We start from the raw sequence: 22,524 nt of genomic DNA on the forward strand, positions 1-22,524 counted from the left end.
CAATCTATCTACTCAAAGGAATTACCTCGACGAGGAGGTAATTCATATATTACTGGCTGTGTTTCGGCACGCTGTTGAGTTCTCAAAGAACACGCGCACATCATCACGGTCCGCCATGCAGCGGCTCGATCCGAGGCTGTGTCGTACATAAGCTTGTGTTTTGAAACTTCGACGCCCTTGGCCTCTGAGCTCAGACGAGCTACCAGCTGGGTCTTCATCGTTTCGCGGTCACCCACTCTACCACAGTCAGTGGAAGCTTGGTTCGTGACCCTCGTCGCGCTCCGTTCCGGTGTTCCCGGCCCGTTCCGCGCTGACATGGAGAAAGTTACACGCACGCCAACTCAGGGTCAAATCGGGGGCAACCCTGCGCCCCGCGATTAAGAAACCGCAGGTCAGCAGCCCCATACAGGACCCATGGACACGCTATCGCAGGGCCACTACCGCGCACACTGTGACCGCCGTCACTCCAAGAAAGATCGAAGGCCGCCGATCCGCAGCGGGATCGACGGCCTTCAGACACCAGAACGTGCAGGTCAGAGCTCTACCTGGACGCTCGCGTTGTTGCGCTTGCCGCGACGGAGGACCAGCCACTGGCCGTGGAGCAGGTCCGACGCGGCCGGCTTCCACTCCTCGTCGGTCACCTTCGCGTTGTTCACGTAGGCACCGCCCTCGTTCACCGTCCGCCGCGCGGCGCCCCGGCTCTCGGCCAGGCCCGACGCGATCAGCAGGTCGACGATCGTGGGCTCGTCCGCCAGCTTCACCTGGCCCTTGGGCGCCTCGGCGAGTGCCGCCTCCAGCACCGACGCGTCCAGGTCACGCAGTTCGCCCCGGCCGAACAGCGCCGACGACGCGAGGATGACCTGCTGCGTGGCGCGCTCGCCGTGCACCAGGTCGGTGAACTCCTGCGCGAGCCGCTTCTGCGCGGCACGCTGGTGCGGCGCCTCGGCGGTCAGCTTCGCCAGCTCGTCCAACTCCTCCCGCGAGAGGAACGTGAACAGGCGCAGGTAGTTCAGCACCGTGACGTCGTCGACGTTCACGAAGTACTGGTACCAGGCGTACGGCGAGGTCATCTCCGGGTCGAGCCACACGCGCCCGCCACCGGTCGACTTCCCGAACTTGGCGCCTTGGGCGTCGGTCACCAGCGGGCAGGTCAGCGCGTGCACCGCCTTGCCCTCGACCCGGCGCACCAGGTCGACACCGCTGACGATGTTGCCCCACTGGTCCGAGCCGCCGACCTGCAGCGAGGTGCCGTAGCGCCGGTTGAGCTCCAGGTAGTCGTTGGACTGCAGCAGCACGTAGCTGAACTCGGTGTACGACATGCCGTCGGACTCGAGCCTGCGCTTCACCGTCTCCCGCGACAACATCACGTTCATCGAGAAGTGCTTGCCGATGTCGCGCATGAACTCCAACGCGCTGACCTGGGCCGTCCAGTTCAGGTTGTTCTCGACGATCGCACCCGTGGGCGAGTCGTCGAACTCGACGAACCGCTCCAGCTGGCCGCGGATCCGGTCGGCCCACTCGGCGATGGTGTCGAGCGGGTTCAGCGTGCGTTCACCGGTGTCGCGCGGGTCGCCGATCATGCCCGTGGCACCGCCGGCCAGCACGATCGGCCGGTGGCCCGCCATCTGGAAGCGCTTGAGCATGAGCAACGGGACCAGGTTGCCCGCGTGCAACGACGGCGCCGTCGGGTCGAAACCGCAATAGAGGGTGAGCGGACCGGCGTCCAGGTCCTTGCGGAGTGCGTCGAGGTCGGTGGACGTCGCGATCAGGCCGCGCCAGGCCAGTTCGTCAAGGATGTGCTCGCTCACGTCACTCATTGTCGCCTACCAGGTCTAACGGGTTTCGACCCGGTGCCGGTCCGGGTACGTCAACGCCATGACGGAGCCACGTGACGAGTTGCGGCGGCCCACTGAGCGCATGCCGCGCGTGAACGACCCTGTCGTCGAGGAACGCGTTGTGGAAGAGCGCGACGACTACCGCAAGGTGCGGACGGTGCGGACCGTCTGCGCGGTCATCGACATCGTGTGCTGGACGTTCGCCATCGTGCTGTTGGTGCACATCTTCCTGGTGGTGGCGGGCGCGAACGCCGGCAACGGCTTCTTCCAGTTCGTCGCCGGCTGGGCGAGCGGGATCACCCTGGGCCTCGACGGCCTGTTCACCCCGGACAGCCAGGCCGTGGCGGTCCTGTTCAACGAGGGCCTGGCCGCGGCGCTGTGGCTGATCCTCGGCGCGTTGCTGACGAACCTGATCACGCGCCTGGCGCTGCCGGTCGACCACCGGCGTGCCTGGTACCGCCGGTCCGTTCGGCCGTAAAGAATGGCGGGGTGACCGAGTACGAGTTCGACGTCGCCCTGTCGTGCGCCGAGAAGGACCGGGAGCTGGTGCTTCCGGTCCTCCGGTGTTTGAAGGACCTGGACGTCGAGGTCTTCTACGACAAGGAACGCGAGGGCGAGTGGTGGGGCCTCGACCTCGTCGAGTACTTCTCGGAGGCGTACTCCCGCCGCGCGAGGTACGTGCTCGTTTTCACCTCGAAGCACTACGTGGACAAGTGGGCACGACTGCAACGCCGCGTCACGCTTGAACGCGCGTTGGAGCAGCACACCGAGTACATGTTGCCGATCCGCATCGATGACACCCCGGTACCGGGGCTCCCGTCGACCATCGGCTACCTCGACCTGCGCGTGCACGAGCCAGACGTCATCGCGGATGCCGTGGTGCAGAAGCTCGCACAGCACCGTGCGGAGTTCACGGCACAGACACTGATCACGCCCACATCAGTAGCAGCGCTCGCCCGGGAGAAACCGCGCGGGTGGGAGTACCTGCTCTACGTCACCGTTGTCTCGCAAGGACTTGGCGAGCTGGAGTCGAAGTACTGGGAACACTTCCTCCGCTACGCGCCGCGCAACGGGACCGTCGAGCACGGCACCGGGATCACGCTGATCCGGGACCGCAACGTGATGCTGAGCGAGATCATCAAGGTCGCCGTGGAGACGGTGTTCACCGCGGACACCCAGGAGGCCGCGTTCGGAGAGCCGGGGGTGCCGGGCGACCCGGACCGGATCGTGCACCTCGGCGAGCTGTTCGTGCGCACGTTCGACGAGATCCTGGAGTGGGCCCGCGGGATCCACGGGACCAGCTACGCGAGCGAACCCGCGCGGATCGCCGCCCGGCTTCAGGCGCAGTTCGCGGACCAGCAGCTCCGGGCGATGCACGCGGTCGCGTCGGACCTGCGCGAGGTCGCGGACACGTTGGTCGAGCGGTTGACCGCCGGCGAGCAGATCAACATGACGATGCCGCTGGTGTTCGAGGTGGATCCCGAGCTGGAGCGGAAGTTCAAGACGGCGTTGGAGAAGCTCTCACGCTGAGCGGCGCTTGCCGCCTCTCTTGTAGGTCGACACGGCCGGAGAGTCGATCCAGAACCGCCACGGCACGTCCATCGCCACGGCGACACCAACGCGCGGGCCCGAACGGACCGATGTCGCCGGTTCTCCCGCATACAACCGCACGGGCGAGTCAGCCGATGTGAGGTCCACGCCGTTCTGCGAGCGATCCAGCCCGAGGACCTTGCACAGCCGTGCGGGTCCTTTGGCCAGTTCGGCGGCAGAACGCGAGGCCGGGCGTCGAGAGAACGCGACGTCCTCACCGGCCACGACCTCACCGGCGCGCAGCAGCACGGCGCCAGGAACGCCGTCGGTCAAAGACACGACGTTGGCGCAGAAGTGCATGCCGTAGACGAAGTAGACGTACAGGTGACCGGCCGGGCCGAACATCACCTCGTTGCGCGGGGTCATGCCGCGGTAGCAGTGGGACGCCGGGTCGTCGCCGCCCCGGTACGCCTCCACCTCGACGATGCGCACGCGCACGTCGTCGGCTTCCAGGAACGAGCCGAGGAGGAGCTGGGCCGCGTCGACCGGGTCGACCGCCAGCTCCTCCCTGGTCAGCAGCCTAGAACTCACGCGCGGCAGCAGCCTTGGCGACGAGTGCGTCCAGTTGCTCGCGAACGCGTGAAGGAGCCGTACCGCCGTGTGCGTTGCGCGAAGCGATAGAGCCCTCGACGGTCAGTACCGAGCGCACCTCAGGGGTCAGCGCAGGCGAGATGTCGGCGAACTCGGCGTCGGTCAGCTCTTCCAGGCCCACGCCGCGGGACTCGGCGGCACGCACGCACGCACCGGCGGCCTCGTGCGCCACGCGGAACGGAACACCTTGGCGCACAAGCCATTCCGCGATGTCGGTGGCCAGTGTGAACCCGGCGGGAGCCAACGAGGCCATGCGCTCGACGTCGAACTTCAACGTCGCCACCATGCCCGCGAAGGCCGGCAGCAGGAGCTCCAGCTGCTCGACCGAGTCGAACAGCGGCTCCTTGTCCTCCTGCAGGTCGCGGTTGTAGGCCAGCGGCTGGGCCTTCAACGTCGCCAGCAGACCCGCGAGGTTGCCGATCAGGCGGCCCGACTTGCCCCGCGCGAGCTCGGCGACGTCCGGGTTCTTCTTCTGCGGCATGATCGAGCTGCCGGTCGACCACGCGTCGTCCAGCACCGCGAAGCGGAACTCGGCGGTGGTCCAGATGATGACCTCTTCGGCGATGCGCGAGAGGTTCACGCTGATCATCGCCAACACGAACGCGATCTCGGCGGCGAAGTCACGGGACGCGGTGCCGTCGATGGAGTTCTCGACCGGCGCGTAGAAGCCCAGGTCGGCGGCCACCTTCGCGGGGTCGAGGCCGAGCGACGAACCGGCCAGCGCGCCCGAGCCGTACGGGGAGAACGCGGCGCGCTTGTCCCAGTCGTGCAGGCGGTCGACGTCCCGCAGCAACGCGTGCGCGTGTGCCAGCAGGTGGTGGGACAGCAGCACGGGCTGTGCGGACTGCAGGTGCGTGCGACCCGGCATGACCGCACCGAAGTTCGACTCCGACTGCGCTGCGAGAGCGTCCACGACGTCCAGCACACCCGCGGCGACACGGCGTGCGCCGTCACGCAGCCACATGCGGAACAGCGTCGCCACCTGGTCGTTGCGGGAACGGCCGGCGCGCAGCTTGCCGCCCAGCTCGGTGCCCGCGCGGTCGATCAGGCCGCGCTCCAACGCCGTGTGGACGTCCTCGTCCTCCAGCACCGGGGTGAAGGCACCGGACTCGACGTCGGCCAGCAGCTCGTCCAACGCCTTCTGCATGCCGGCCAGCTCGTCGTCCGACAGCAGACCCGCCGCGTGCAGCACACGGGCGTGCGCGCGCGAGCCGGCGATGTCGTACGGCGCGAGCCGCCAGTCGAAGTGCGTCGACAGCGACAACCGGGCCATCGCCTCGGCCGGTCCCGACTCGAACCGGCCACCCCACAAAGAACTCATTGCACGCAACTCTCAGCTAGCGAAGTCGTAAAGCGATTCTTCCGAACGGGCGACGAGACCCACGACGCGCCCCTCGTACAGCGCGACGTCGACCTCGCCGTGGCCCGACGGCAAAGCCATCCGCGCCACCCGCACGGCGACCGAGCCCAGGCTCGACCGCACCACACCGGCGCGGAAGTTGATCTCACGGACCGCCTCGGCCACGGAGACGGTCTCGCCGTCCACCGCGACCGGCACCCCCGCGTCGAACGTCAGGACAACGTGCACGGGCTCATTCATCGACGGAGCCAGAGGACAGGGCGGCGATCCGCTCGGCGAGCTCGGCGCCGGTCATCGGCTCGCGGGCCACGACCAGGATCGTGTCGTCGCCCGCGATCGTGCCGACGACCTCGTGCAACGCGGCGCGGTCCAGTGCGGAGGCCAGGAACTGCGCCGCACCGGGAGGCGTGCGCAGGACGGCGAGGTTGGCCGACGAGTCCGTCGAGACCAGCAGCTCGCCGAGCACGCGCGCCAGCCGGGTGGTGCCGCCCTGGACGCCACGCACGGGGCTGCCGTCCTCGGGGATCACGTAGATCGGCGCACCGCCGTCGGGACCGCGCAGCTTCACCGCGCCGAGCTCGTCCAGGTCGCGCGACAACGTGGCCTGGGTGACCTCGATGCCTTCCGCGGCGAGGAGTTTCGCGAGCTCGGACTGGCTGCGGATGACGAGCTGGCTGACCATCTCGACGATGCGGCCTTGACGGGCGGTGCGGGTCATGACGACTGCTCCAGCAACCACACGAGCAACGCCTTCTGCGCGTGCAGACGGTTTTCGGCTTCCTGCCACACGAGCGACTGCGGTCCGTCGAGCACCTCGTCCGTGATCTCCCAACCGCGGTGTGCCGGCAGGCAGTGCAGCACGGTCGAATCAGGCTTTCCGGTCGCCTCCAGCAACGAGGCGTTCACCTGGTACGGGCGGAACGGACCGACGCGGTCCTTGCCGTCGTTCTCCTGGCCCATCGACGTCCACGTGTCGGTGACCAGCACGTCCGCGCCGTCGACCGACTCACGCGGGTCGGTGATCAACGCGACCGAACCACCGGTCTCGGCAGCGCGCTTCTTGGCGTCTTCGAGGAACTGTGGGTTCGGCACGAAAGAAGCCGGTGCACCGATGCGAACGTGCATACCGGCCGTGGCACCACCCAGCAGCAGCGAGTGCGCCATGTTGTTGGCGCCGTCGCCCAGGTAGGTCAGCGTCAGACCGGCCAGACGACCATAACGGCGGCGAATCGTCTGCAGGTCGGCGAGCACCTGGCACGGATGGAACTCGTCGGTCAGCGCGTTCACCACGGGAATCCGCGAGACGGAAGCCATCGCTTCCATGCGCGCCTGGGCGAACGTCCGCCACACCACGGCGTCGACGTACCCGGACAGGATGCGCGAGGTGTCCTCGATGGTCTCCTCGCGGCCCAGCTGCATCGAGCGGCCGTCGATGATCACCGGGTTGCCACCGAGCTGCGCGATGCCGACCTCGAACGACAGCCGGGTGCGCGTCGAGTTCTTCTCGAAGATCACCGCGACGGACTTGGGGCCCGCCAACGGCTTCGCGGTGAACCGGTCCGCCTTGTAGACGTCCGCGAGGTCCAGGACCGCCGTCTGCTCGGCGGGGGTCAGGTCGTCGTCGCGGAGGAAGTGCCTGGGGCTCATGCCTGCTCCTCAAAGAACGTCGGGAGCGCGGCCACGAACGCCTGCGCGTCGGATTCGTCCAGCACCAGCGGCGGCGCCAGGCGGATGACGTCCGGCTGGATGGGGTTGATCAGGTAACCGGCCTTCTGCGCGGCCGCCGCGGCCTTCGCCGAGACCGCCTCGCGCAGCATGATGCCGAGCAGCAGGCCGGCTCCCCGCACTCCGGAGATCGCCGGGTGGTGCAGAGCCTCCACCCCGGCCGCGATCTCCTTGCCCACGGACGAGGCGTGCTCCAGCAGGCCTTCCGCGGCGATCGTGTCGAGCACCGCGAGCGCGGCCGCGCAGCACACGGGGTTGCCACCGAACGTGGTGCCGTGGTGTCCGGGCTGGAACAGGTCCGCCGCCGCACCGAACCCGATGGTCGCGCCCAGCGGCAGACCGCCACCGATGCCCTTGGCCAGCGTCATGACGTCCGGCACGATCCCGGCCTGCTGGAACGCGAACCACGTGCCGAGCCGGCCGATACCGGTCTGCACCTCGTCCAGGATGAACAACGCGCCGTGCTCGGCCGTGATCCGGCGAGCCTCCTGCAGGTAGCCCTCCGGCGGCATGACGACGCCCTGCTCGCCCTGGATCGGCTCGACGATGAACGCCGCCGTGTCGTCGTCGATCGCCGCTTCCAACGCCGCGACGTCACCGAACGGGATGTGCGAAACCCCGGGCACCAACGGTTCGAACGGCGTCTTCTTGCCGGGCTGACCGGTCAGCGACAGCGCGCCCATCGTGCGGCCGTGGAAGCCGCCGTTGGTCGCCACGATCTTGGTGCGGCCGGTGCGGCGCGACATCTTCAACGCCGCTTCGTTCGCCTCGGCACCCGAGTTGCAGAAGAACACCTTGCCCGGCACACCGCACAGGTCGAGCAGCCGCTCGGCCAGCGCCAGCGCGGGCTCGTTCACGTAGAGGTTCGAGGTGTGGCCGATCTTCGAGATCTGCGCGGTCACCGCCTCGACGATCTTCGGGTGCGCGTGCCCCAGGGCGTTGACCGCGATGCCGGTCAGCAGGTCGAGGTAGCGTTTGCCGTCGGTGTCCCAGACGTAGGCGCCCTCGCCGCGTGCCAGCGCCAGCTGAGGTGTGCCGTAGTTGTCCATCATGGACTGTTGCCACCGCGAGGTCATTTGTCCCCCAAGACCATCGTTCCGACACCTTCAGTGGTGAACACTTCGAGCAACACGCTGTGGGCCAGCCGGCCGTCGATCACGTGCGCCTGCGGGACCCCGCCGCGCACCGCCCGCAGGCAGGCCTCCATCTTCGGCACCATGCCGCTTTCCAGGTCCGGCAGGATCTTCTCCAGCTCGGAAGCGCGGATCTGGTGCAGCAGCGACGACTTGTCCGGCCAGTTCGAGTACAGGCCTTCGACGTCGGTCAGCACGACGAGCTTCTCCGCGCCGAGAGCGACCGCGAGAGCGCCGGCGGCCGTGTCCGCGTTCACGTTGTGCGGCACGCCGTTGATGTCCGGCGCGACCGACGACACGACCGGAATACGGCCCGCACGAACGATGTCGAGCACCGCGTCCGGGTTGACCTCGGTGATGTCGCCGACGAGACCGATGTCGACCTCTTCACCGTCCACGATCGCGCCGCGGCGGGTCGCCGTGAACAGGTGGGCGTCCTCGCCGGAAATGCCGACGGCGTAAGGACCGTGCTGGTTGATCAGGCCGACGAGCTCCCGCCCGACCTGGCCGACCAGGACCATCCGCACGACGTCCATGGCTTCCGGCGTCGTGACGCGCAGGCCGCCGCGGAACTCGCTGTGGATGCCGAGCTTGTCCAGCATCGACTTGATCTGCGGTCCGCCGCCGTGCACGACGACGGGGCGCAGGCCGCACAGCCGCAGGAACACCATGTCCTCGGCGAACGCCTTCTTCAGCTCATCGTCGACCATGGCGTTGCCGCCGTACTTGACGACCACGAGCGCGCCGCGGAAACGCTCCAGCCACGGCAGCGCTTCGACGAGGACTGCCGCCTTTTCTTGTGCGTTCATGAGGAGTAAGCGCTGTTCTCTTCGACGTAGTCGTGGGACAGGTCCGTGGTGAGCACGGTGGCTTCGGCCTCGCCGACGTTGAGGTCGATGACGATCTCGATGTCACGGCCGGAGAGGTCGGCTTCGCTGCGGTCGCGGTCGCGGGTTCCGTTGCGGTACAGCGAAACGCCGTTGATCAGGATCTGCAGCACGTCCGGGTCGATCTCGGCGTCCGCGCGGCCCAGCGCCATCGCGATGCGGCCCCAGTTCGGGTCGCTGCCGAACAACGCGGTCTTCACCAGGTTGTCCTCGGCGACCGTCCGTCCGATCAGGACGGCCTCGGCATCGGTCGCGGCCTGCTTGACGATGATGCTGATTTCCTTCGTCACACCCTCGGCATCGCCCTGGAGCTGCTTGACCAGGTCGGCGGAGACCTCGGTCAGCACCGCGACGAAGTCCTCGAACGAGGGCTCGACACCCGACGCACCGGAAGCCAGAACCAGCACCGTGTCGTTGGTGGACGTGCCGCCGTCGACGTCGAGCCGGTCGAACGTGCGGCCCGTCGCGGTGCGCAGCGCCTTGTCCAGGGCGTCGCCGGAGATCTTGGCGTCGGTCGTGATGACCGACAGCATCGTGGCCATGTTCGGCGCGAGCATGCCCGCGCCCTTCACGAACCCGCCGACGGACCAGCCCTGCTCGGACGCCTGCCACGACTGCTTGGGGCGGCTGTCGGTGGTCATGACGCCGGTGGCGGCGTTGAGACCGGCCTCGACGGAGGAGTCCAGCTCCTTCGCGGCGTTCTCGATCCCGGCCAGCACCTTGTCCATCGGCAGGCGCTCACCGATCAGGCCGGTGGAGCACACCGCGACGTCGACGGCGCCGGTGCCGAGCACCTCGGCGACCTTCTCCGCGGTGGCGTGCGTGTCCTGGAAACCCTCGGGGCCGGTGCACGCGTTGGCACCGCCGGAGTTGAGCACGACCGCGGTGAGGCGTCGGGACTGGATCACCTGCTGCGACCACAACACCGGCGCGGCCTTCACCTTGTTCGTGGTGAAGACGCCCGCGGCGGCATCGGAAGGCCCGTCGTTGACGACGAGCGTGAGATCGAGAGCGCCGGATTCTTTGATCCCGGCGGCGATCCCGGCGGCCCGGAAGCCCTGGGGTCCGGTGACGCCCTTGTTGCGGTTCACGGAGCGACTCCAACGGTCGAGAGGCCGGTCGTTTCCGGCAGTCCGAGAGCGAGGTTCATGCACTGGACAGCGGCACCCGCGGTGCCCTTGGCCAGGTTGTCGACGGCGGCCACGACCACGAGCCGGCCCAGGTCGGAGTCGACGGTGACTTGCATCTGGACGGCGTTCGAACCGAGAACCGCGTTCGTCGTCGGCCAGAATCCTTCGGGCAGGAGGTGCACGAACGGCTCGTTCGCGTACGCCTTCTCGTAGGCCTCGCGAACGTTTGCAGTGTCCTTCAAAGCAGCTGTGTTCAGAGTCGCCGTGCAGGTCGCGAGGATGCCCCGGGACATCGGCGCGAGCACCGGCGTGAAGCTGACCTTGATCGGACGGCCCGCCGCGGCGCTGAGGTTCTGGGTGATCTCCGGGGTGTGCCGGTGGGCGCCACCGACGCCGTACGCGCTGGCCGAGCCCATGACCTCGGAGCCGAGCAGGTTCGGCTTCAGCGACTTGCCGGCGCCGGACGTGCCCGACACGGCGACGATGACGACCTCGTCCTCGATGAGGTCCACGGCCGGTGCGAGCGCCAAAGAAGAGACAGTCGGGTAGCAGCCCGGAACGGCGACCCGGCGTGCACCGACGAGTCTGTCCCGCTGGTTGGGAAGCTCCGGCAGCCCGTACGGCCAGGTCCCCGCGTGCTCGCCGCCGTACCACCGCGTCCAGTCGTCGGCGCTGGTCAGCCGGTGGTCGGCACCGCAGTCGATCACCACGGTGTCGTCCCCGAGTTGCCCGGCCAGCTCGGCTGAGTGACCGTGGGGAAGTGCGAGGAAGACCACGTCGTGCCCCTTGAGGGTCTCGACTGTGGTGTCTTGGAGCTGACGGTCCGCGAGCGGCAGGAGGTGCGGCTGGTGCTTGAGCAGCTGGTCGCCGGCGCTGCTGTGCGCCGTCAGCGCGCCGATCTCGACGTCCGGATGGGCCAGTAGCAGGCGGAGCAGCTCGCCACCCGCGTATCCGCTGGCGCCCGCGACCGCGATCCTCACTGTCATACGCATGATTATGCACGGTCATGCAAACCCACTCAACTGGAATGCGCACGCGGGGAGCTTTCGTTCGCTCTCACCGCACGCGGGGGCCCCGCGTGCGGTGAGAACATGCATGGCCACTTGGCTGGCGATGCGGGCCAGGTGGCGCTGGGAGGGGCGGCGGGGGTCGGCCATGATGATCAGCGTGAACGTGAAGGTGCGCGACGGGCTCTGGGCGGTCGGCGCCCTCCTGTTGGCGCTGGTGACGGTGGTGGCACCGCTCGGCAGGCCGATCCACTGGTGGCTGATCGTGGCCTCCGCGGTGTGGGCCGCGGCGCTGGTGCCGATCAGCGCGCGGTACCCGCGATGGGCGATCGTGCTCACAGCTCCCCTGAACGCGGTCAACAACCTGCTCGCGATCGCCCCGACCTCGCTCGTGATCTTCCGTGCCGCCCGGTCCGTGCGCTCGCAGGGACAGCTGTGGGCGTTGATCGGCGTCACCGCGGTGCTGCAGGCGGCGTTCGGCGCTCTGCACGCGTGGCGGGCCGGGGACAGCTCCTTCGAGTACCTGATCGGGACCGGGTTCACCGTGGTGTTCCTGCTGATCTTTCCCGCGGTGGCCGGTGCGCTGGTCGGGCGGCGCAAGCCGTTGACGCAGGTCTTGATGGAACGCAACGACTACTTGGAACACACACGGTTGTTGACCGCGAACACCGCCAGGTCCGCCACGCGCGCACACATCGCGAGCGAGATGCACGACATGCTCAGCCACCGGCTCCGACAGCTGAGCGCGCACGCGGGCGCATTGGAGCGGTCTGCCGCCGAGCAAGCCCCGGAGCTGCGCGAACAGGTCGAGTTGATCCGCAAGACGTCTGCCGTCGCGATCGACGAACTGCGCGAGATCCTCGGGGTGCTCGGAACGATCGAGGCCAGTGAGGACGCCGGTACGCGCACCGACGTCGAACGGCTCGTGGCTGCGTCTGCTGCTGCGGGCGTGTCCGTTGTTTTGACGTGGACCGGTGACGATCTGGCTGACGCCGACGCACGGCTGAGGAGAGCAGTGCACCGGGTCGTGCGTGAAGCACTCACGAACGTGCACAAGCACGCGCCGTCCGCACAAACGCGCGTGTCGGTGGTCGTCGCCGAACGCGTGGTCGTCGAGGTGGTCAACGGCCCCAGCGGCGAGCCGAGGGGTGGCGGTACCCGGCGCGGGCTCATCGGGCTGGAGGAACGGGTCGAGCTGATCGGTGGGTCGTTCAGCGCCGGACCGGACGCCGGCGGGTTCCGGGTCACGGCCGACCTGCCGGCGCACCCGGTGGTGCCGGAGGAGACGGGCGCGGCGAGTGCCGTGACGGAGGCGCCGCCACCGATCACCGCCGAGATCCTGACCGTGCCGCGCGTGGTCGGCAGCGGCTGCCTCGCCACGCTGTCCGTCGTCCCGGCGCTCGGCACCGCGTTCGTCCTGCTCATCGTCGCGATCTTCAGCAGGACCGAGATGAGCCGGCCGGAGTTCGACGCGTTCCAGGTGTCGGTCGCGCACGAGGAGGAAGTCACCGAGACGTTCGGGTTCGGCGTGCCCTCGGACAACGCGGGGTGCTTCCGCTATCACGTGCGCGCCGAAGCCGGCGACTTCGAGCTGTGCTTCGACCGGAAGGGTGTGCTGACCACGAAGAGGGAGCTGGCCCGGTGAGGCACTTCTGGACCGTGCTCGCGTTCCTGGTCGGCCTGGTGCCGCTGATCGCCCCGCTCGCACCGGTGCCGCACACGTTGCTGATCATCGCGTCGGCGCTGTGGATCGCGGCTCTCGTGCAGGTCGCCTCGCGCAGACCCGAGTGGGCGCTGTTGCTCACCGCGCCGCTGTTCGCGGTCAACAACCTGTGGGCGATGGCCACCACCGCGTTCGTCGTGTTCGCCGCGTCCCGGCGCATCCCCCGGCTCGGCCGGCTGTGGGTGTTGCTCGGCGTTACGACGTTGCTGCAAGCCGGCTTCAGCCTGTTCCAGATCGACCAGTCCACCTCGCTGTGGGAGGGCCTGGTCGGCGGCATCCTGGGATCCGCGTTCTTCGTGGTCTTCCCTGCCGTCTCCGGCATGCTGCTCGGCCGCCGCAAGCCGATGGTCCATCTGCTGCAGGAACGCAACGAGTACCTGGAGCGCGCCCGTGCCCTGACCGCCGCGTCGGCCCGTTCCGAGGAACGCGCGCACATCGCGGGCGAGATGCACGACATGCTCGGCCACCGGCTCAGCCTGATCTCCATCCACGCCGGCGCGTTGGAACTGGCCACCGCTTCCCGAGCACCTCAGTTGCACGAACAGGCCGAGCTGATCCGCACCACGTCGTCACTCGCGATGGCGGAACTGCGCGAGATCCTCGGCGTGCTGCGGACCAGCCCGGAACCCGAGTCGCTCGACGAGGACACCGGCACCCGCTCCGACATCGCCGCGCTGGTCGAAGGTTCCTCCGCCTCGCTCGACTGGTCCGGCGACGACCTGCACGGCGCCGATCCGCGAACCCGGCGCGCGGTGCAGCGAGTGGTCCGCGAGGCGTTGACCAACGTGCGCAAGCACGCCCCTGCAGCCTGCACGCGCGTGCAGGTCGCGGTCCAGAACGGACGAGTACGAATCCAGGTGTTGAACGGACCGTCTGTGTCGACTCCGGGCAAGGGCGCTCGGCGGGGTCTGATCGGTTTGGAGGAACGCGTCGGCCTGCTCGGCGGCTCGTTCAGCGCGGGCCAGCCGATCGAGGGCGGCTTCCGGGTGGCGGCGGACGTGCCGCTGCACCCGTCGGCCGCACCTGTCGCCGAGGTCGCGGAGGTGCCACCGCCACTCGCGGCCGAGATCCTGACCGTGCCGCGCGTTGTGGGCGGCGGGTGCCTCGGGCTGTTGGCGTTGCTGCCGATCGTCGGTGCGTTGATCGTGCTGCTGCTGTTCGCGTTGCTCAACCCGACGCAGATGAACGCGCCGTACTTCGACTCATTGAAGGTGGGCGTCACCTCGGAGGAGGAGATCATGGAGCAGTTCGGGGTCGGGCAGCTCGGGGTCGACGGGTGCTCGCGGTTCCAGACTTCGCACAACGCCGAACTGTCCTACAAGCTGTGTTTCCGAGACGGCAAGCTGCACTCGAAGGAGCAGGAGCGCCCGTAGGCTGCGGTGCGTGATCCGAGTCCTCATCGCCGACGACGAGACGCTGATGCGTGCCGGCATCCGGTTGATCCTGGAGAACGACCCGGAGATCACCGTGGTCGCCGAGGCCGGTGACGGCAAGCAGGCCGTCGAGCTCACCCGGCAGCACACCGTCGACGTGGCCCTGCTCGACATCCGCATGCCCGGCGGCGACGGTCTCAAGGCCGCCGAGCAGATCGCCAAGACCGCCAACGTCGTCATGCTCACGACGTTCGGCGAGGACTCCTACGTGGCGCAGGCGATGAAGGTCGGCGCGACCGGGTTCCTGCTCAAGGACACGCCGCCGCAGGAGCTGATCAACGCGGTGCGCAAGGCGGCCAACGGTGAACCGATCCTCGCACCGCAGATCACCAAGCGCCTGATCGAACGCCACCTCACCGCCCCTGACGACGGCTCGGCGGCGCGCCAGAAGATCGACGCGCTCACCGACACCGAACGCAAGGTGCTCAGGCTCGTGGGCGAGGGGCTGTCCAACACCGAGATCGGTGAGCAGCTCTACCTGGCGACCGGCACGGTGAAGGCGCACATCAGCCGGATCCTGCCCAAGCTGGGGTGCGCCAACCGCGTGCAGGCCGCCATCGTGGCCCACGACGCCGGGCTCACGCGGTCGTGATCACCGCGTCGTGAAGCGGTCCAGGGCGCGGATCTTGTTGGTGGCGTCCAGTGCCGCGACCTTGTAGGCCTCGGACAGCGTCGGGTAGTTGAAGACCGTGTCGACCAGGTAGTCGACCGTGCCGCCACAGCCCATGACGGCCTGGCCGATGTGCACCAGGTCCGTCGCGCCCGTGCCGAACACGTGCACGCCGAGGATCTTGCGGTCCACAGTGGACACCAGCAGCTTCAGCATGCCGTACGCGTCGCCGACGATCTGGCCGCGGGCCAGTTCGCGGTAGCGGGAAATGCCGACCTCGTAAGGAACAGCGGACGAGGTGAGCTCGGCTTCCGTCGCCCCGCAGTACGAGATCTCCGGGATCGTGTAGATGCCGATCGGCTGCAGCGCGGTCAGTTCGTGCACCGGCTCGCCGAACGCGTGGTACGCGGCCAGCCGGCCCTGGTCCATCGACGTCGCGGCGAGCGCCGGGAAACCGATCACGTCGCCGACGGCGTAGATGTGTTCGACCGGCGTGCGGTAGTGCTCGTCGACGGACAGCCGGCCGCGGTTGTCCGACTCCAGGCCGGCGGCGGCCAGGTCGAGCTTCTCGGTCGTGCCCTGGCGGCCAGCCGAGTACATGACGGCGGCGGCCGGGATGCGCTTGCCGGACGCCAGCGTCGTCACCGTGCCGCCGTCGGACACCTGGACGTTCACGACCTTCTCGCCGAAGCGGAACGTGACGGCCTGGTCGCGCAGGTGGAACTTCAGCGACTCCACGATCTCCGGGTCGCAGAAGTCGAGCATCTTCTCGCGCTGCTCCACGACGGTGACGCGGGTGCCGAGCGCGGCGAACATCGACGCGTACTCGATGCCGATCACCCCGGCACCGACCACGACCAGCGACGACGGGATCTCCTGGAGGGCGAAGACCTCGTCCGAGTCGAGGATCCGCTCCTCGTCGAAGTCCACCACGGACGGGCGCGCGGGCGTCGTGCCGGTCGCGATCACGATGAACTCGCCGGTGATCCTGGTGTGGTCGCCGCGGTGACTTCCTTCCACCGCAACGGTGTGCTCGTCGACGAACCGGCCGAAGCCGTTCAGCAGGTCGATGCCGTTGCGGTGCAGCTGGGCCCGGACGACCTGGACCTCGCGTCCGATCACGTGCTGCGTGCGGGCCATCAGATCGGTGATCGTGATGTCCTGCTTGACGCGGTAGCTCGCGCCGTACAGCTCGCGCTGGCTCATGCCGGTCAGGAACATGACGGCTTCGCGCAGCGTCTTCGACGGGATGGTGCCCGTGTTCGCGCAGACGCCGCCGACCATCTCCTGCTTGTCGATGATCGCTACTCGCTTGCCCAGTTTCGCACCCGCGATCGCCGCCTTCTGGCCACCAGGGCCAGAGCCGATGACGATCAGGTCGTAGTCGTACGGCGTCATGGTCAGCAGCCTACCGAGACGGATTCGATTCCACCTGTGAAAGAAAAATGAACCCGGCCAACGAAATGTTCGTTCGTTGGGCCATGACCGAACTTCGCACCTTCCGTCTGCCCGAGACCGTCAGCGGTTCGGACGACGACGTCGAGCTCGGCCGCCGGCTGATCGCAGCCTGGCAGGCCGACGGGATTCTGCAGATCGCGACCGACGCGACGCAGGACCGCACGACAGCGGCCGCCATGGCGGCCAGCAGAAGGTTCTTCCACGGTTTGTCCATCGAGGAGAAGTCACGCCTCGTGAGCGACCTGACCTACGCCGGTTACATCGCGTCCGGAGAAGAGGTCACCGACGGCATCGCGGACTATTCGGAGATCTTCACCGTCTGCGAGGACGTGCCGCTCGACGACTCCCGCGTCGTCGACAAGTGGCCGTGCCACGGGCCCGTGCCGTGGCCGGACGACCTCTACCGCGACGCCATGCGCGAGTTCATGGTGATGCTCGGCGAGTCCGGCGAGAAGATCCTCAAGCTCACCGCACTGGGCTTCGGGCTCGACCTCGACACGTTCACCAGGCTCACCGCCGACGGCTGGCACCACATGCGGGTGCTCCGCTTCCCCACCAGGTCCGAGACCGTCGACCGCGGCATCGGCGCCCACACCGACTACGGCATGCTCGTCCTGGCCGCGCAGGACGACGTCGGCGGGCTCTACGTCCGTCCGCCGATCGAGGGCGAGGAACGGCCGCGCAACTGGCTCCCGGACGAGTCCGCCGCCGGGTGCTTCCAGGACGCGGCCGGCTGGACCTTCGTCGAACCGGTCGAGCACGTCTTCACCGTGTTCCCCGGCGACATCCTGCAGTTCCTCACCGGCGGCAAGCTGCTTTCCACGCCGCACAAGGTGCTGCTGAACAACCGCGAGCGGTTCACGATGGCGTACTTCCACGAGCCGAACTTCGAGGCGACCATGCGCCCGTTGGACGATCCGCACGGTGACGACACCATTCACTACGGCACGCACTTCACCAACATGTTCATGCGCTGCTATCCCGATCGCGTCACGACGCAGCGGATCTTCGAGGAGGACCGGCTGACCGTGCTCAGCGAACTCCGGTCTGGGGTTCGTCACTCCTGAACGGCACGATCAGGTCGATCAGGCGGGCCGTGGCGCGGTACTCCGCGACGCGGTCCGCGAACGGCCGTTGCACGATCTTCCGCACGGAGTCCTTCGACAGCCGCTCGTAGGCCGGAACGGTGTCGTTGCTGAGGAAGTCCCACCGCGCCACGCGATCCGCGTAGTTGAACGCGGGCAACGGACCGCCGAACAGCGGCCGGTACCGCGCCGGAGTCCTCCCGCCCGGCACCGGCATCGGTCCGGCCACCGTGATCGCGTACGTGACGATCTCGCCGGGCGGCAGCAACCGGCCGCGCATCCGGTCGAACTGCTCGGCGATCACCAGGTTCTGCTCGCGCGACGAGAACTCCATGACGGCCTGCCCCGGATCCGCCCACGCCGCGGTCGTGGCCGGGTCGATGATCCCCGCGTCGCGCATCTCCTCCACGGCCTTGATCCCACCGTGCAGGTAGGCGGCGTGCATCGCGCCGAGGTCCATGAAGATGTGCTTCTGCATGGACATCAGCATCGACGAGAACCAGCGCAGCTCCGGCACCGAGCCGAGGTCGAGCATGCCGGCGGCGAACGCGGGCGCGCCGATGTTCGCGAAACCCATCCACCGCAACGTGTCCGGGTTCTGCAGGTAGAGCTTCGCGTAGAAGTCGTAGACGCCGAAGATCGTCGCGCGGTTGGCCTCGGCGGAGCGCTGCGGGTCCCACTCGGACAACCGCACGCCGGCGTCCTCGGCGGCGCGGACTATCCAGTACTGCCACAGCAAGGCTCTGAACCTGGTCGGCGCGACGCCTTTGCCGCGGTGACGGGTCAGCGCGGCCTCGAGCACGGCGCGGTCGTACGGCAGGTCGGGGTGCACCCCACCCCGCTCCTCACCGTTCCCGTTGGACAGCGGCAGATCCAGGTAGTCCACCGTGTCCGCCTTGGTGGCACCCATGCTGGTGAGCACGAGTACCGCCACAACCATGAGCACACGCATAAAAGCGAATCGTAGTGCGCGAAAGCGGCGATTTCGTTCACAGTCACGTCTGGACAAGCAACGTTTTGGGTGTTGGTCAGCACTTTCGAGGTCGATGGGCCATCAATCTCAACCGCCTACTCCTTATGGCTATACCGTGCAGGAGTGACTCTTGAGGTTCCCTTGATCCAGGCGGTCCGGGCAGGCCTGGAAGAACTCGCGGATCCGGTGAAAGCGCTGGAGATGCAGGCGTACATGAAGTCCGACATGCCGTTCCTGGGAGTGCAGAAACCCGGACGGGTGACCCTGCTGCGGTCTTTGCCCCGCTTCGACGACCGCGACGAGTGGTTCGATGCCGTCCAAACGTTGTGGCGCGAAGCAACATATCGGGAAGAGCGATACGTCGCGTTGTCGTTGAGCGGGGACAAGCGATTTCAGTCCGTTCAACTGATGCCCTGGTTCGACGAGATGATCGTGACCGGCGCGTGGTGGGACTTCGTGGACGAGATCGCGTCGAGGCTGGTCGGGCCGTTGCTGCGGTCTTCGCCCGAGGTGATCAGGCCGGTGATGCTCAAGTGGTCGACCGACGAGGACAGGTGGCGGCGGCGGACGTCGATCATCTGCCAGCTCGGATCGAAGGGCGCGACCGACGTGGAGCTGCTGACCGCGTGCGTCGACGCCAACGTGGACGATCGCGACTTCTTCCTGCGCAAGGGGATCGGGTGGGCGCTGCGGGAGTTCGCGAAGACCGAGCCCGGGTGGGTGCGGGCGTTCGTCGAGGCTCGGCCGGGGCTGTCGCCGTTGTCACGGCGCGAGGCCCTCAAGCACCTCTAGTGTTGATCACATGCTGGGGAAGCACGTACGACTGGAGCCGCTGTCGCTGGAGCACGCCGGGGAACTGTTCGAGGTCACCCGTGACCCGGACATCTGGACCTGGCTGCTGAACCGTCAGCCCGAGACCGTCGACGACATGCGCGCGTGGATCGACCAGGCGCTGGCCACGCGGGAGGCGTTCGCGCAGATCGAGGTCGCCACCGGACGTGTCGTGGGCACGACGTCGTTCTACGAGGTGGTGCCGGAGCACCGGAGGCTGGTGATCGGCTACACGATCGTCGGCAGCGCGTGGCACGGCACGGCGATCAACCCGGAGGCCAAGCTGCTGTTGCTGTCCGAGGCGTTCGACGTGCGCGGCGCGCTGCGGGTGGGCTGGTACACCGACGCGTCGAACGTCCGCTCGCAACGGGCGATCGAGAAGCTCGGTGCGTCGAAGGACGGGGTGCTGCGCGCGCACGTCACGCGGCCGGACGGATCCCAGCGCGACACGGTCGTCTATTCGATGGTTCCGGCGGAATGGCCCGCGGCGCGCGAACGGCTCGTCAGCCGTGTTTCGCGCGACCCGAATACGTGAGCGGGAAGACGAGTTCGGCGCACGCGGCCGGCACGTCCGTGGAGACCTGGACCTTCATGGTCACCTCGACCGCGCCTCCGGCGGGGATCTCCACGATGTTCGTGAGCGGCACGACGCTCAGCACGCCTGCCGGGCAGCCCGCGACGCGCTGCTGGGTGGCGTCGAGCGGCTGGCCGGGCACCGCGGACAGGCTCTCGACGATGATGTCGACGGGGTTCGGGTTGGACAGCCGGACCTTGCGCTCGCCCTCGGCACCCGGTGTGAGTTCCACGGGCGCGCCGGAGATGTCGTTGATCTCGAACGGCTTGAGCTGCATGCCAGACTCGCCGCTGCTCACCGAATACGCCATCGCCGGCAGTTCCGGCTTGGGCCACGTGAGGTGCATGGCCGCCACGACAGCCGCGCCGAGCATGAGGATCGTCAACGACACGGCGATCTCAAGGCGCGGACCCAGACTACGCATGGCGCAACTCTCCAGAGTTGTTGCTCCAGGCGGTGGGTTCGCCTCTAGCTCCCCACCGGACCGGCGACCAACTCGCCCGGTGGTTCATCGCTTCGCCCCTCGGCCCTAGCGGGCCGCGCCGCCAATCTTGGAGAAGCTTCACGTGCTGCGCAAGCGTCCTACGGGCGCCGATTTCCCCTTGTAATGAGGGACTTTTGGCACCTTGACAGCTACGCAGGGCTACCACCTGCTGGTTTGATCCCAAATCCCGATCTGCGGGACTCGACCGATCGAATGAACTTTCAAGAACAATCTATCTGAGTGTGACTAGTCGACCAGCTGCCGACCGTGGCCTGGACCCGTACTCGGTTGATCGAGTCCGGCACTGAGTACGTCAGAGCGGACGTCGTGCCGCTGTTGCCGTACGGCGCACCGGCCCCGCTTCCCTGTTGCCACAATACTGTGTACATAGAGGCGCCCGGCACCGGCTCCCACTTCACGACCGTCGGCGTGCCCTTCACGCAGGAAGTGATCACCAACGCCTGGACGGTTCCCGCCTTCGCGTTGGCGGTTCCGGGCGAGCGCGCCTCCCAGGCCGCCGAGGCGGGCTGCGCCGCGAGCAGGCACAACACCGCCGTGGCGACCACGACCCGGCTCATGCTCCGGTCCCGCTCGCGATCGTGACGACGACCGGCACGTCGATCGTCGCGCCCTGGCAGGAGTTCGGGGCGGTCAACGCCATCGAGACGCTGAACGCGATGGGCACCGCGGCGCTGTTGGCGGCCAGCTGGGTGCCGGGGAACCGCTCGGTGAACGAGACACCGCAGGTGCCCGCGCCGTTCGGCGCGATCGACATGACCGTCACCGGGTAGGGGTTGGGGTTCGACACCTGGACGACGGCGTTGCCGGTGCCGCCGGGGTAGAGGGTGCCGGTGGTGACCGCGCCGCCGGTCACCACCGGAGCCAGTGCGGTGCCCGCCTTGGTGGTGGCACTGCCGGTACCGGAGCTCGTCCAGGCCGCGTAGGCGACGCCCGAACCGAGCGCGGCCGTCATGACCGCGAAGACGATGACGCCACGGCGGACGTACCGCCGGCGGACGAGTTCCCTGAAGCTGATCATGGCTTGATGGCCGTTCCCGAGTAGGTGAGGGCGAAGACGAGGTTCTTGCAGGTGTCCGGGGCGGTGCGGGCCATCCGGACGGTGAGGTTCACGTCGGCGGCGCCGCTGCGGGCAACGAGGACCGGCGCTGCGAGGGCGTCCACGGTCACCGCGTTCGCCGGGCAGTTCGGGGAGGGCCGCCCGACCGAGGTATCGAGCCGGGTGACCTTGATGTCCTGGCTGTTGGGGTTGGTGACCCGCACCTTGCGGGTCACCGTCCCACCGGGGACCAACCCCGTCACCGCGCCGACGTCCGCGATCGTGAACGCCTTGGCCGGGTTGTCCGCCGCGCTGGACACGGGCGAGAGCACCAGCAGCGCAGCGAGCACGATCAGGGCGCGGCGCATGGCTCAGGCGGCCGAGATCAGCGAAGCGGTCAGCGGCAGCGTGAAGCTCTGGCCCTGGCACGCGTCCGCGGCGTCGGCGTTCATGGTCGCCTGCAGCACGTAGGTGCCGGTCTGGCCCGCCAGGATCGTGCCGTCCGGGTTGGACACGGCCGCGCTGGTGACGGTGCCGGCGGCGCAGGCGCCGACGAGAGCCGACGAACCGGCGCTGATCGAGGTGACCTTGGCCGGGTAACCGTTCGGGTTGTTGATCGTCACCGAGAAGCTGACGGTGTGGCCGGGGTACAGACCGCCCGCGCCGGCGACCGGGTCGATCGTCGAGTTGAGGCTCGTGGTGGAGGCGACGGAACCGTTACCGGCCCCGGTGCTCGACCACGCGGCGTAGGCGACGCCTCCGCCGACGGCCAGGACGGCGACTGCTGCGATGACTGCGGTGCGCTTGCGCATCTGGTTCTCCTGGGGTGGTGCTCGGTGGGTACGGCACCAAGTTTGGAGAACCTTCAATCACTACACAGCGTGCACAAGACACCAGAAGAGGGACCCTGGCGGCACTGTTGTCAACCGGCATGGATCGGTTATTCGCGTACGCGGACTGCAGGTCAGGGCGTTCCTTACGCAAAACGGCCCAAGATTCTCGAAGAACCTCAGGCCTCACCCAGTGTAACAGCTCAGA

General features: G+C 68.0%; 25 protein-coding genes. 9 read left to right on the top strand and 16 right to left on the bottom strand.

Features of this window, described 5'->3' with window-relative positions; all coding sequences use genetic code 11:
• Window positions 1–533 precede the first annotated feature (533 nt).
• The gene (gene tyrS / locus B0F77_RS17290; protein ID WP_086664026.1) at window positions 534–1,808 is read right to left on the bottom strand and encodes a tyrosine--tRNA ligase; all 1,275 of its coding nucleotides are present in this window, start codon (window positions 1,806–1,808) and stop codon (window positions 534–536) included.
• 67 nt (window positions 1,809–1,875) lie between these two features.
• On the opposite strand from tyrS, the gene B0F77_RS17295 reads away from it, so the two are divergent.
• Entirely contained in the window at window positions 1,876–2,313 is a 438-nt protein-coding gene (locus tag B0F77_RS17295) for a hypothetical protein (RefSeq protein WP_086664027.1), read from the top strand.
• Between the two features lie 11 nt (window positions 2,314–2,324).
• Window positions 2,325–3,365, top strand: a complete 1,041-nt coding sequence (locus B0F77_RS17300) for a toll/interleukin-1 receptor domain-containing protein (protein ID WP_158102729.1) — start codon at window positions 2,325–2,327, stop codon at window positions 3,363–3,365.
• Here the strand turns inward: B0F77_RS17300 and B0F77_RS17305 are convergent.
• The 9 genes from B0F77_RS17305 to argC are packed head-to-tail and all read right to left on the bottom strand — an operon-like array spanning window position 3,357 to window position 11,237.
• Window positions 3,357–3,956 (bottom strand): DNA-3-methyladenine glycosylase, encoded by a 600-nt coding sequence (locus B0F77_RS17305; RefSeq protein WP_245848334.1) that lies wholly within the window; start codon window positions 3,954–3,956, stop codon window positions 3,357–3,359. The genes B0F77_RS17300 and B0F77_RS17305 overlap by 9 nt on opposite strands.
• Window positions 3,946–5,337, bottom strand: coding sequence for an argininosuccinate lyase (argH, locus tag B0F77_RS17310; protein WP_086663942.1), 1,392 nt, complete (start codon window positions 5,335–5,337; stop codon window positions 3,946–3,948). The genes B0F77_RS17305 and argH overlap by 11 nt, the downstream gene beginning before the upstream one ends.
• Before the next feature lie 12 nt (window positions 5,338–5,349).
• Window positions 5,350–5,604, bottom strand: coding sequence for an argininosuccinate synthase (locus B0F77_RS47200; protein ID WP_245848335.1), 255 nt, complete (start codon window positions 5,602–5,604; stop codon window positions 5,350–5,352).
• 4 nt (window positions 5,605–5,608) lie between these two features.
• The gene (locus B0F77_RS17320) at window positions 5,609–6,094 is read right to left on the bottom strand and encodes an arginine repressor (RefSeq protein WP_086663943.1); all 486 of its coding nucleotides are present in this window, start codon (window positions 6,092–6,094) and stop codon (window positions 5,609–5,611) included.
• Complete coding sequence (gene argF, locus B0F77_RS17325; protein WP_086663944.1) at window positions 6,091–7,023, bottom strand: ornithine carbamoyltransferase; 933 nt, start codon at window positions 7,021–7,023, stop codon at window positions 6,091–6,093. The genes B0F77_RS17320 and argF overlap by 4 nt, the downstream gene beginning before the upstream one ends.
• Window positions 7,020–8,177 (bottom strand): acetylornithine transaminase, encoded by a 1,158-nt coding sequence (locus tag B0F77_RS17330; RefSeq protein ID WP_086663945.1) that lies wholly within the window; start codon window positions 8,175–8,177, stop codon window positions 7,020–7,022. The genes argF and B0F77_RS17330 overlap by 4 nt, the downstream gene beginning before the upstream one ends.
• Window positions 8,174–9,043, bottom strand: a complete 870-nt coding sequence (argB, locus tag B0F77_RS17335) for an acetylglutamate kinase (RefSeq protein ID WP_086663946.1) — start codon at window positions 9,041–9,043, stop codon at window positions 8,174–8,176. Before argB ends, B0F77_RS17330 begins: the two co-directional genes overlap by 4 nt.
• Entirely contained in the window at window positions 9,040–10,212 is a 1,173-nt protein-coding gene (gene argJ, locus B0F77_RS17340; protein ID WP_086663947.1) for a bifunctional glutamate N-acetyltransferase/amino-acid acetyltransferase ArgJ, read from the bottom strand. Before argJ ends, argB begins: the two co-directional genes overlap by 4 nt.
• Window positions 10,209–11,237: an N-acetyl-gamma-glutamyl-phosphate reductase gene (gene argC, locus B0F77_RS17345; RefSeq protein WP_086663948.1), complete on the bottom strand. Its 1,029-nt coding sequence runs from the start codon at window positions 11,235–11,237 to the stop codon at window positions 10,209–10,211. The genes argJ and argC overlap by 4 nt, the downstream gene beginning before the upstream one ends.
• Window positions 11,238–11,346: 109 nt before the next feature.
• Between argC and B0F77_RS17350 the strand changes: the two genes are divergently transcribed.
• From B0F77_RS17350 to B0F77_RS17360, 3 genes are read left to right on the top strand one after another with little or no spacing between them, the layout of a single operon-like run.
• The gene (locus tag B0F77_RS17350; protein WP_158102730.1) at window positions 11,347–12,903 is read left to right on the top strand and encodes a sensor histidine kinase; all 1,557 of its coding nucleotides are present in this window, start codon (window positions 11,347–11,349) and stop codon (window positions 12,901–12,903) included.
• Complete coding sequence (locus tag B0F77_RS17355) at window positions 12,900–14,354, top strand: sensor histidine kinase (RefSeq protein ID WP_086663950.1); 1,455 nt, start codon at window positions 12,900–12,902, stop codon at window positions 14,352–14,354. The genes B0F77_RS17350 and B0F77_RS17355 overlap by 4 nt, the downstream gene beginning before the upstream one ends.
• 10 nt (window positions 14,355–14,364) lie before the next feature.
• Window positions 14,365–15,006: a response regulator gene (locus B0F77_RS17360; RefSeq protein WP_086663951.1), complete on the top strand. Its 642-nt coding sequence runs from the start codon at window positions 14,365–14,367 to the stop codon at window positions 15,004–15,006.
• Here the strand turns inward: B0F77_RS17360 and sthA are convergent, their stop codons facing one another.
• The gene (gene sthA, locus B0F77_RS17365) at window positions 15,007–16,422 is read right to left on the bottom strand and encodes a Si-specific NAD(P)(+) transhydrogenase (RefSeq protein ID WP_086663952.1); all 1,416 of its coding nucleotides are present in this window, start codon (window positions 16,420–16,422) and stop codon (window positions 15,007–15,009) included.
• An 83-nt stretch (window positions 16,423–16,505) separates the two neighbouring features.
• Between sthA and B0F77_RS17370 the strand changes: the two genes are divergently transcribed.
• The gene (locus tag B0F77_RS17370) at window positions 16,506–17,549 is read left to right on the top strand and encodes a 2OG-Fe(II) oxygenase family protein (RefSeq protein WP_086663953.1); all 1,044 of its coding nucleotides are present in this window, start codon (window positions 16,506–16,508) and stop codon (window positions 17,547–17,549) included.
• Here the strand turns inward: B0F77_RS17370 and B0F77_RS17375 are convergent.
• On the bottom strand, window positions 17,515–18,519 hold the full coding sequence (locus B0F77_RS17375) for a hypothetical protein (protein WP_086663954.1): 1,005 nt from the start codon (window positions 18,517–18,519) through the stop codon (window positions 17,515–17,517). The two genes, B0F77_RS17370 and B0F77_RS17375, sit on opposite strands and share 35 nt — an antisense overlap.
• A 144-nt stretch (window positions 18,520–18,663) precedes the next feature.
• Here B0F77_RS17375 and B0F77_RS17380 point away from each other — a divergent pair, with 144 nt between their 5' ends.
• Both B0F77_RS17380 and B0F77_RS17385 read left to right on the top strand, forming a co-directional pair.
• Window positions 18,664–19,332 carry a DNA alkylation repair protein gene (locus B0F77_RS17380; protein ID WP_086663955.1) on the top strand — a complete coding sequence of 223 codons (669 nt, stop codon included), beginning with the start codon at window positions 18,664–18,666 and terminating at the stop codon, window positions 19,330–19,332.
• Between the two features lie 10 nt (window positions 19,333–19,342).
• Window positions 19,343–19,906 (top strand): GNAT family N-acetyltransferase, encoded by a 564-nt coding sequence (locus tag B0F77_RS17385; protein ID WP_086663956.1) that lies wholly within the window; start codon window positions 19,343–19,345, stop codon window positions 19,904–19,906.
• Here B0F77_RS17385 and B0F77_RS17390 read toward each other — a convergent pair.
• Entirely contained in the window at window positions 19,875–20,369 is a 495-nt protein-coding gene (locus B0F77_RS17390) for a hypothetical protein (protein WP_086663957.1), read from the bottom strand. The genes B0F77_RS17385 and B0F77_RS17390 overlap by 32 nt on opposite strands.
• 327 nt (window positions 20,370–20,696) lie before the next feature.
• On the opposite strand from B0F77_RS17390, the gene B0F77_RS17395 reads away from it, so the two are divergent.
• Window positions 20,697–21,032 (top strand): hypothetical protein, encoded by a 336-nt coding sequence (locus B0F77_RS17395; protein WP_143466787.1) that lies wholly within the window; start codon window positions 20,697–20,699, stop codon window positions 21,030–21,032.
• Here B0F77_RS17395 and B0F77_RS17400 read toward each other — a convergent pair.
• Genes B0F77_RS17400 through B0F77_RS17410 form a run of 3 tightly spaced genes read right to left on the bottom strand, consistent with a single transcriptional unit; the run spans window position 21,004 to window position 22,298 of the window.
• Entirely contained in the window at window positions 21,004–21,468 is a 465-nt protein-coding gene (locus B0F77_RS17400) for a hypothetical protein (protein WP_086663959.1), read from the bottom strand. The genes B0F77_RS17395 and B0F77_RS17400 overlap by 29 nt on opposite strands.
• Entirely contained in the window at window positions 21,465–21,854 is a 390-nt protein-coding gene (locus B0F77_RS17405) for a hypothetical protein (protein WP_086663960.1), read from the bottom strand. The genes B0F77_RS17400 and B0F77_RS17405 overlap by 4 nt, the downstream gene beginning before the upstream one ends.
• 3 nt (window positions 21,855–21,857) lie before the next feature.
• The gene (locus B0F77_RS17410) at window positions 21,858–22,298 is read right to left on the bottom strand and encodes a hypothetical protein (protein WP_086663961.1); all 441 of its coding nucleotides are present in this window, start codon (window positions 22,296–22,298) and stop codon (window positions 21,858–21,860) included.
• Window positions 22,299–22,524 lie beyond the last annotated feature (226 nt).

It is taken from the genome of Lentzea kentuckyensis (assembly GCF_002150765.1).
In the GTDB taxonomy this organism is placed as follows: Bacteria; Actinomycetota; Actinomycetes; order Mycobacteriales; family Pseudonocardiaceae; genus Lentzea; species Lentzea kentuckyensis.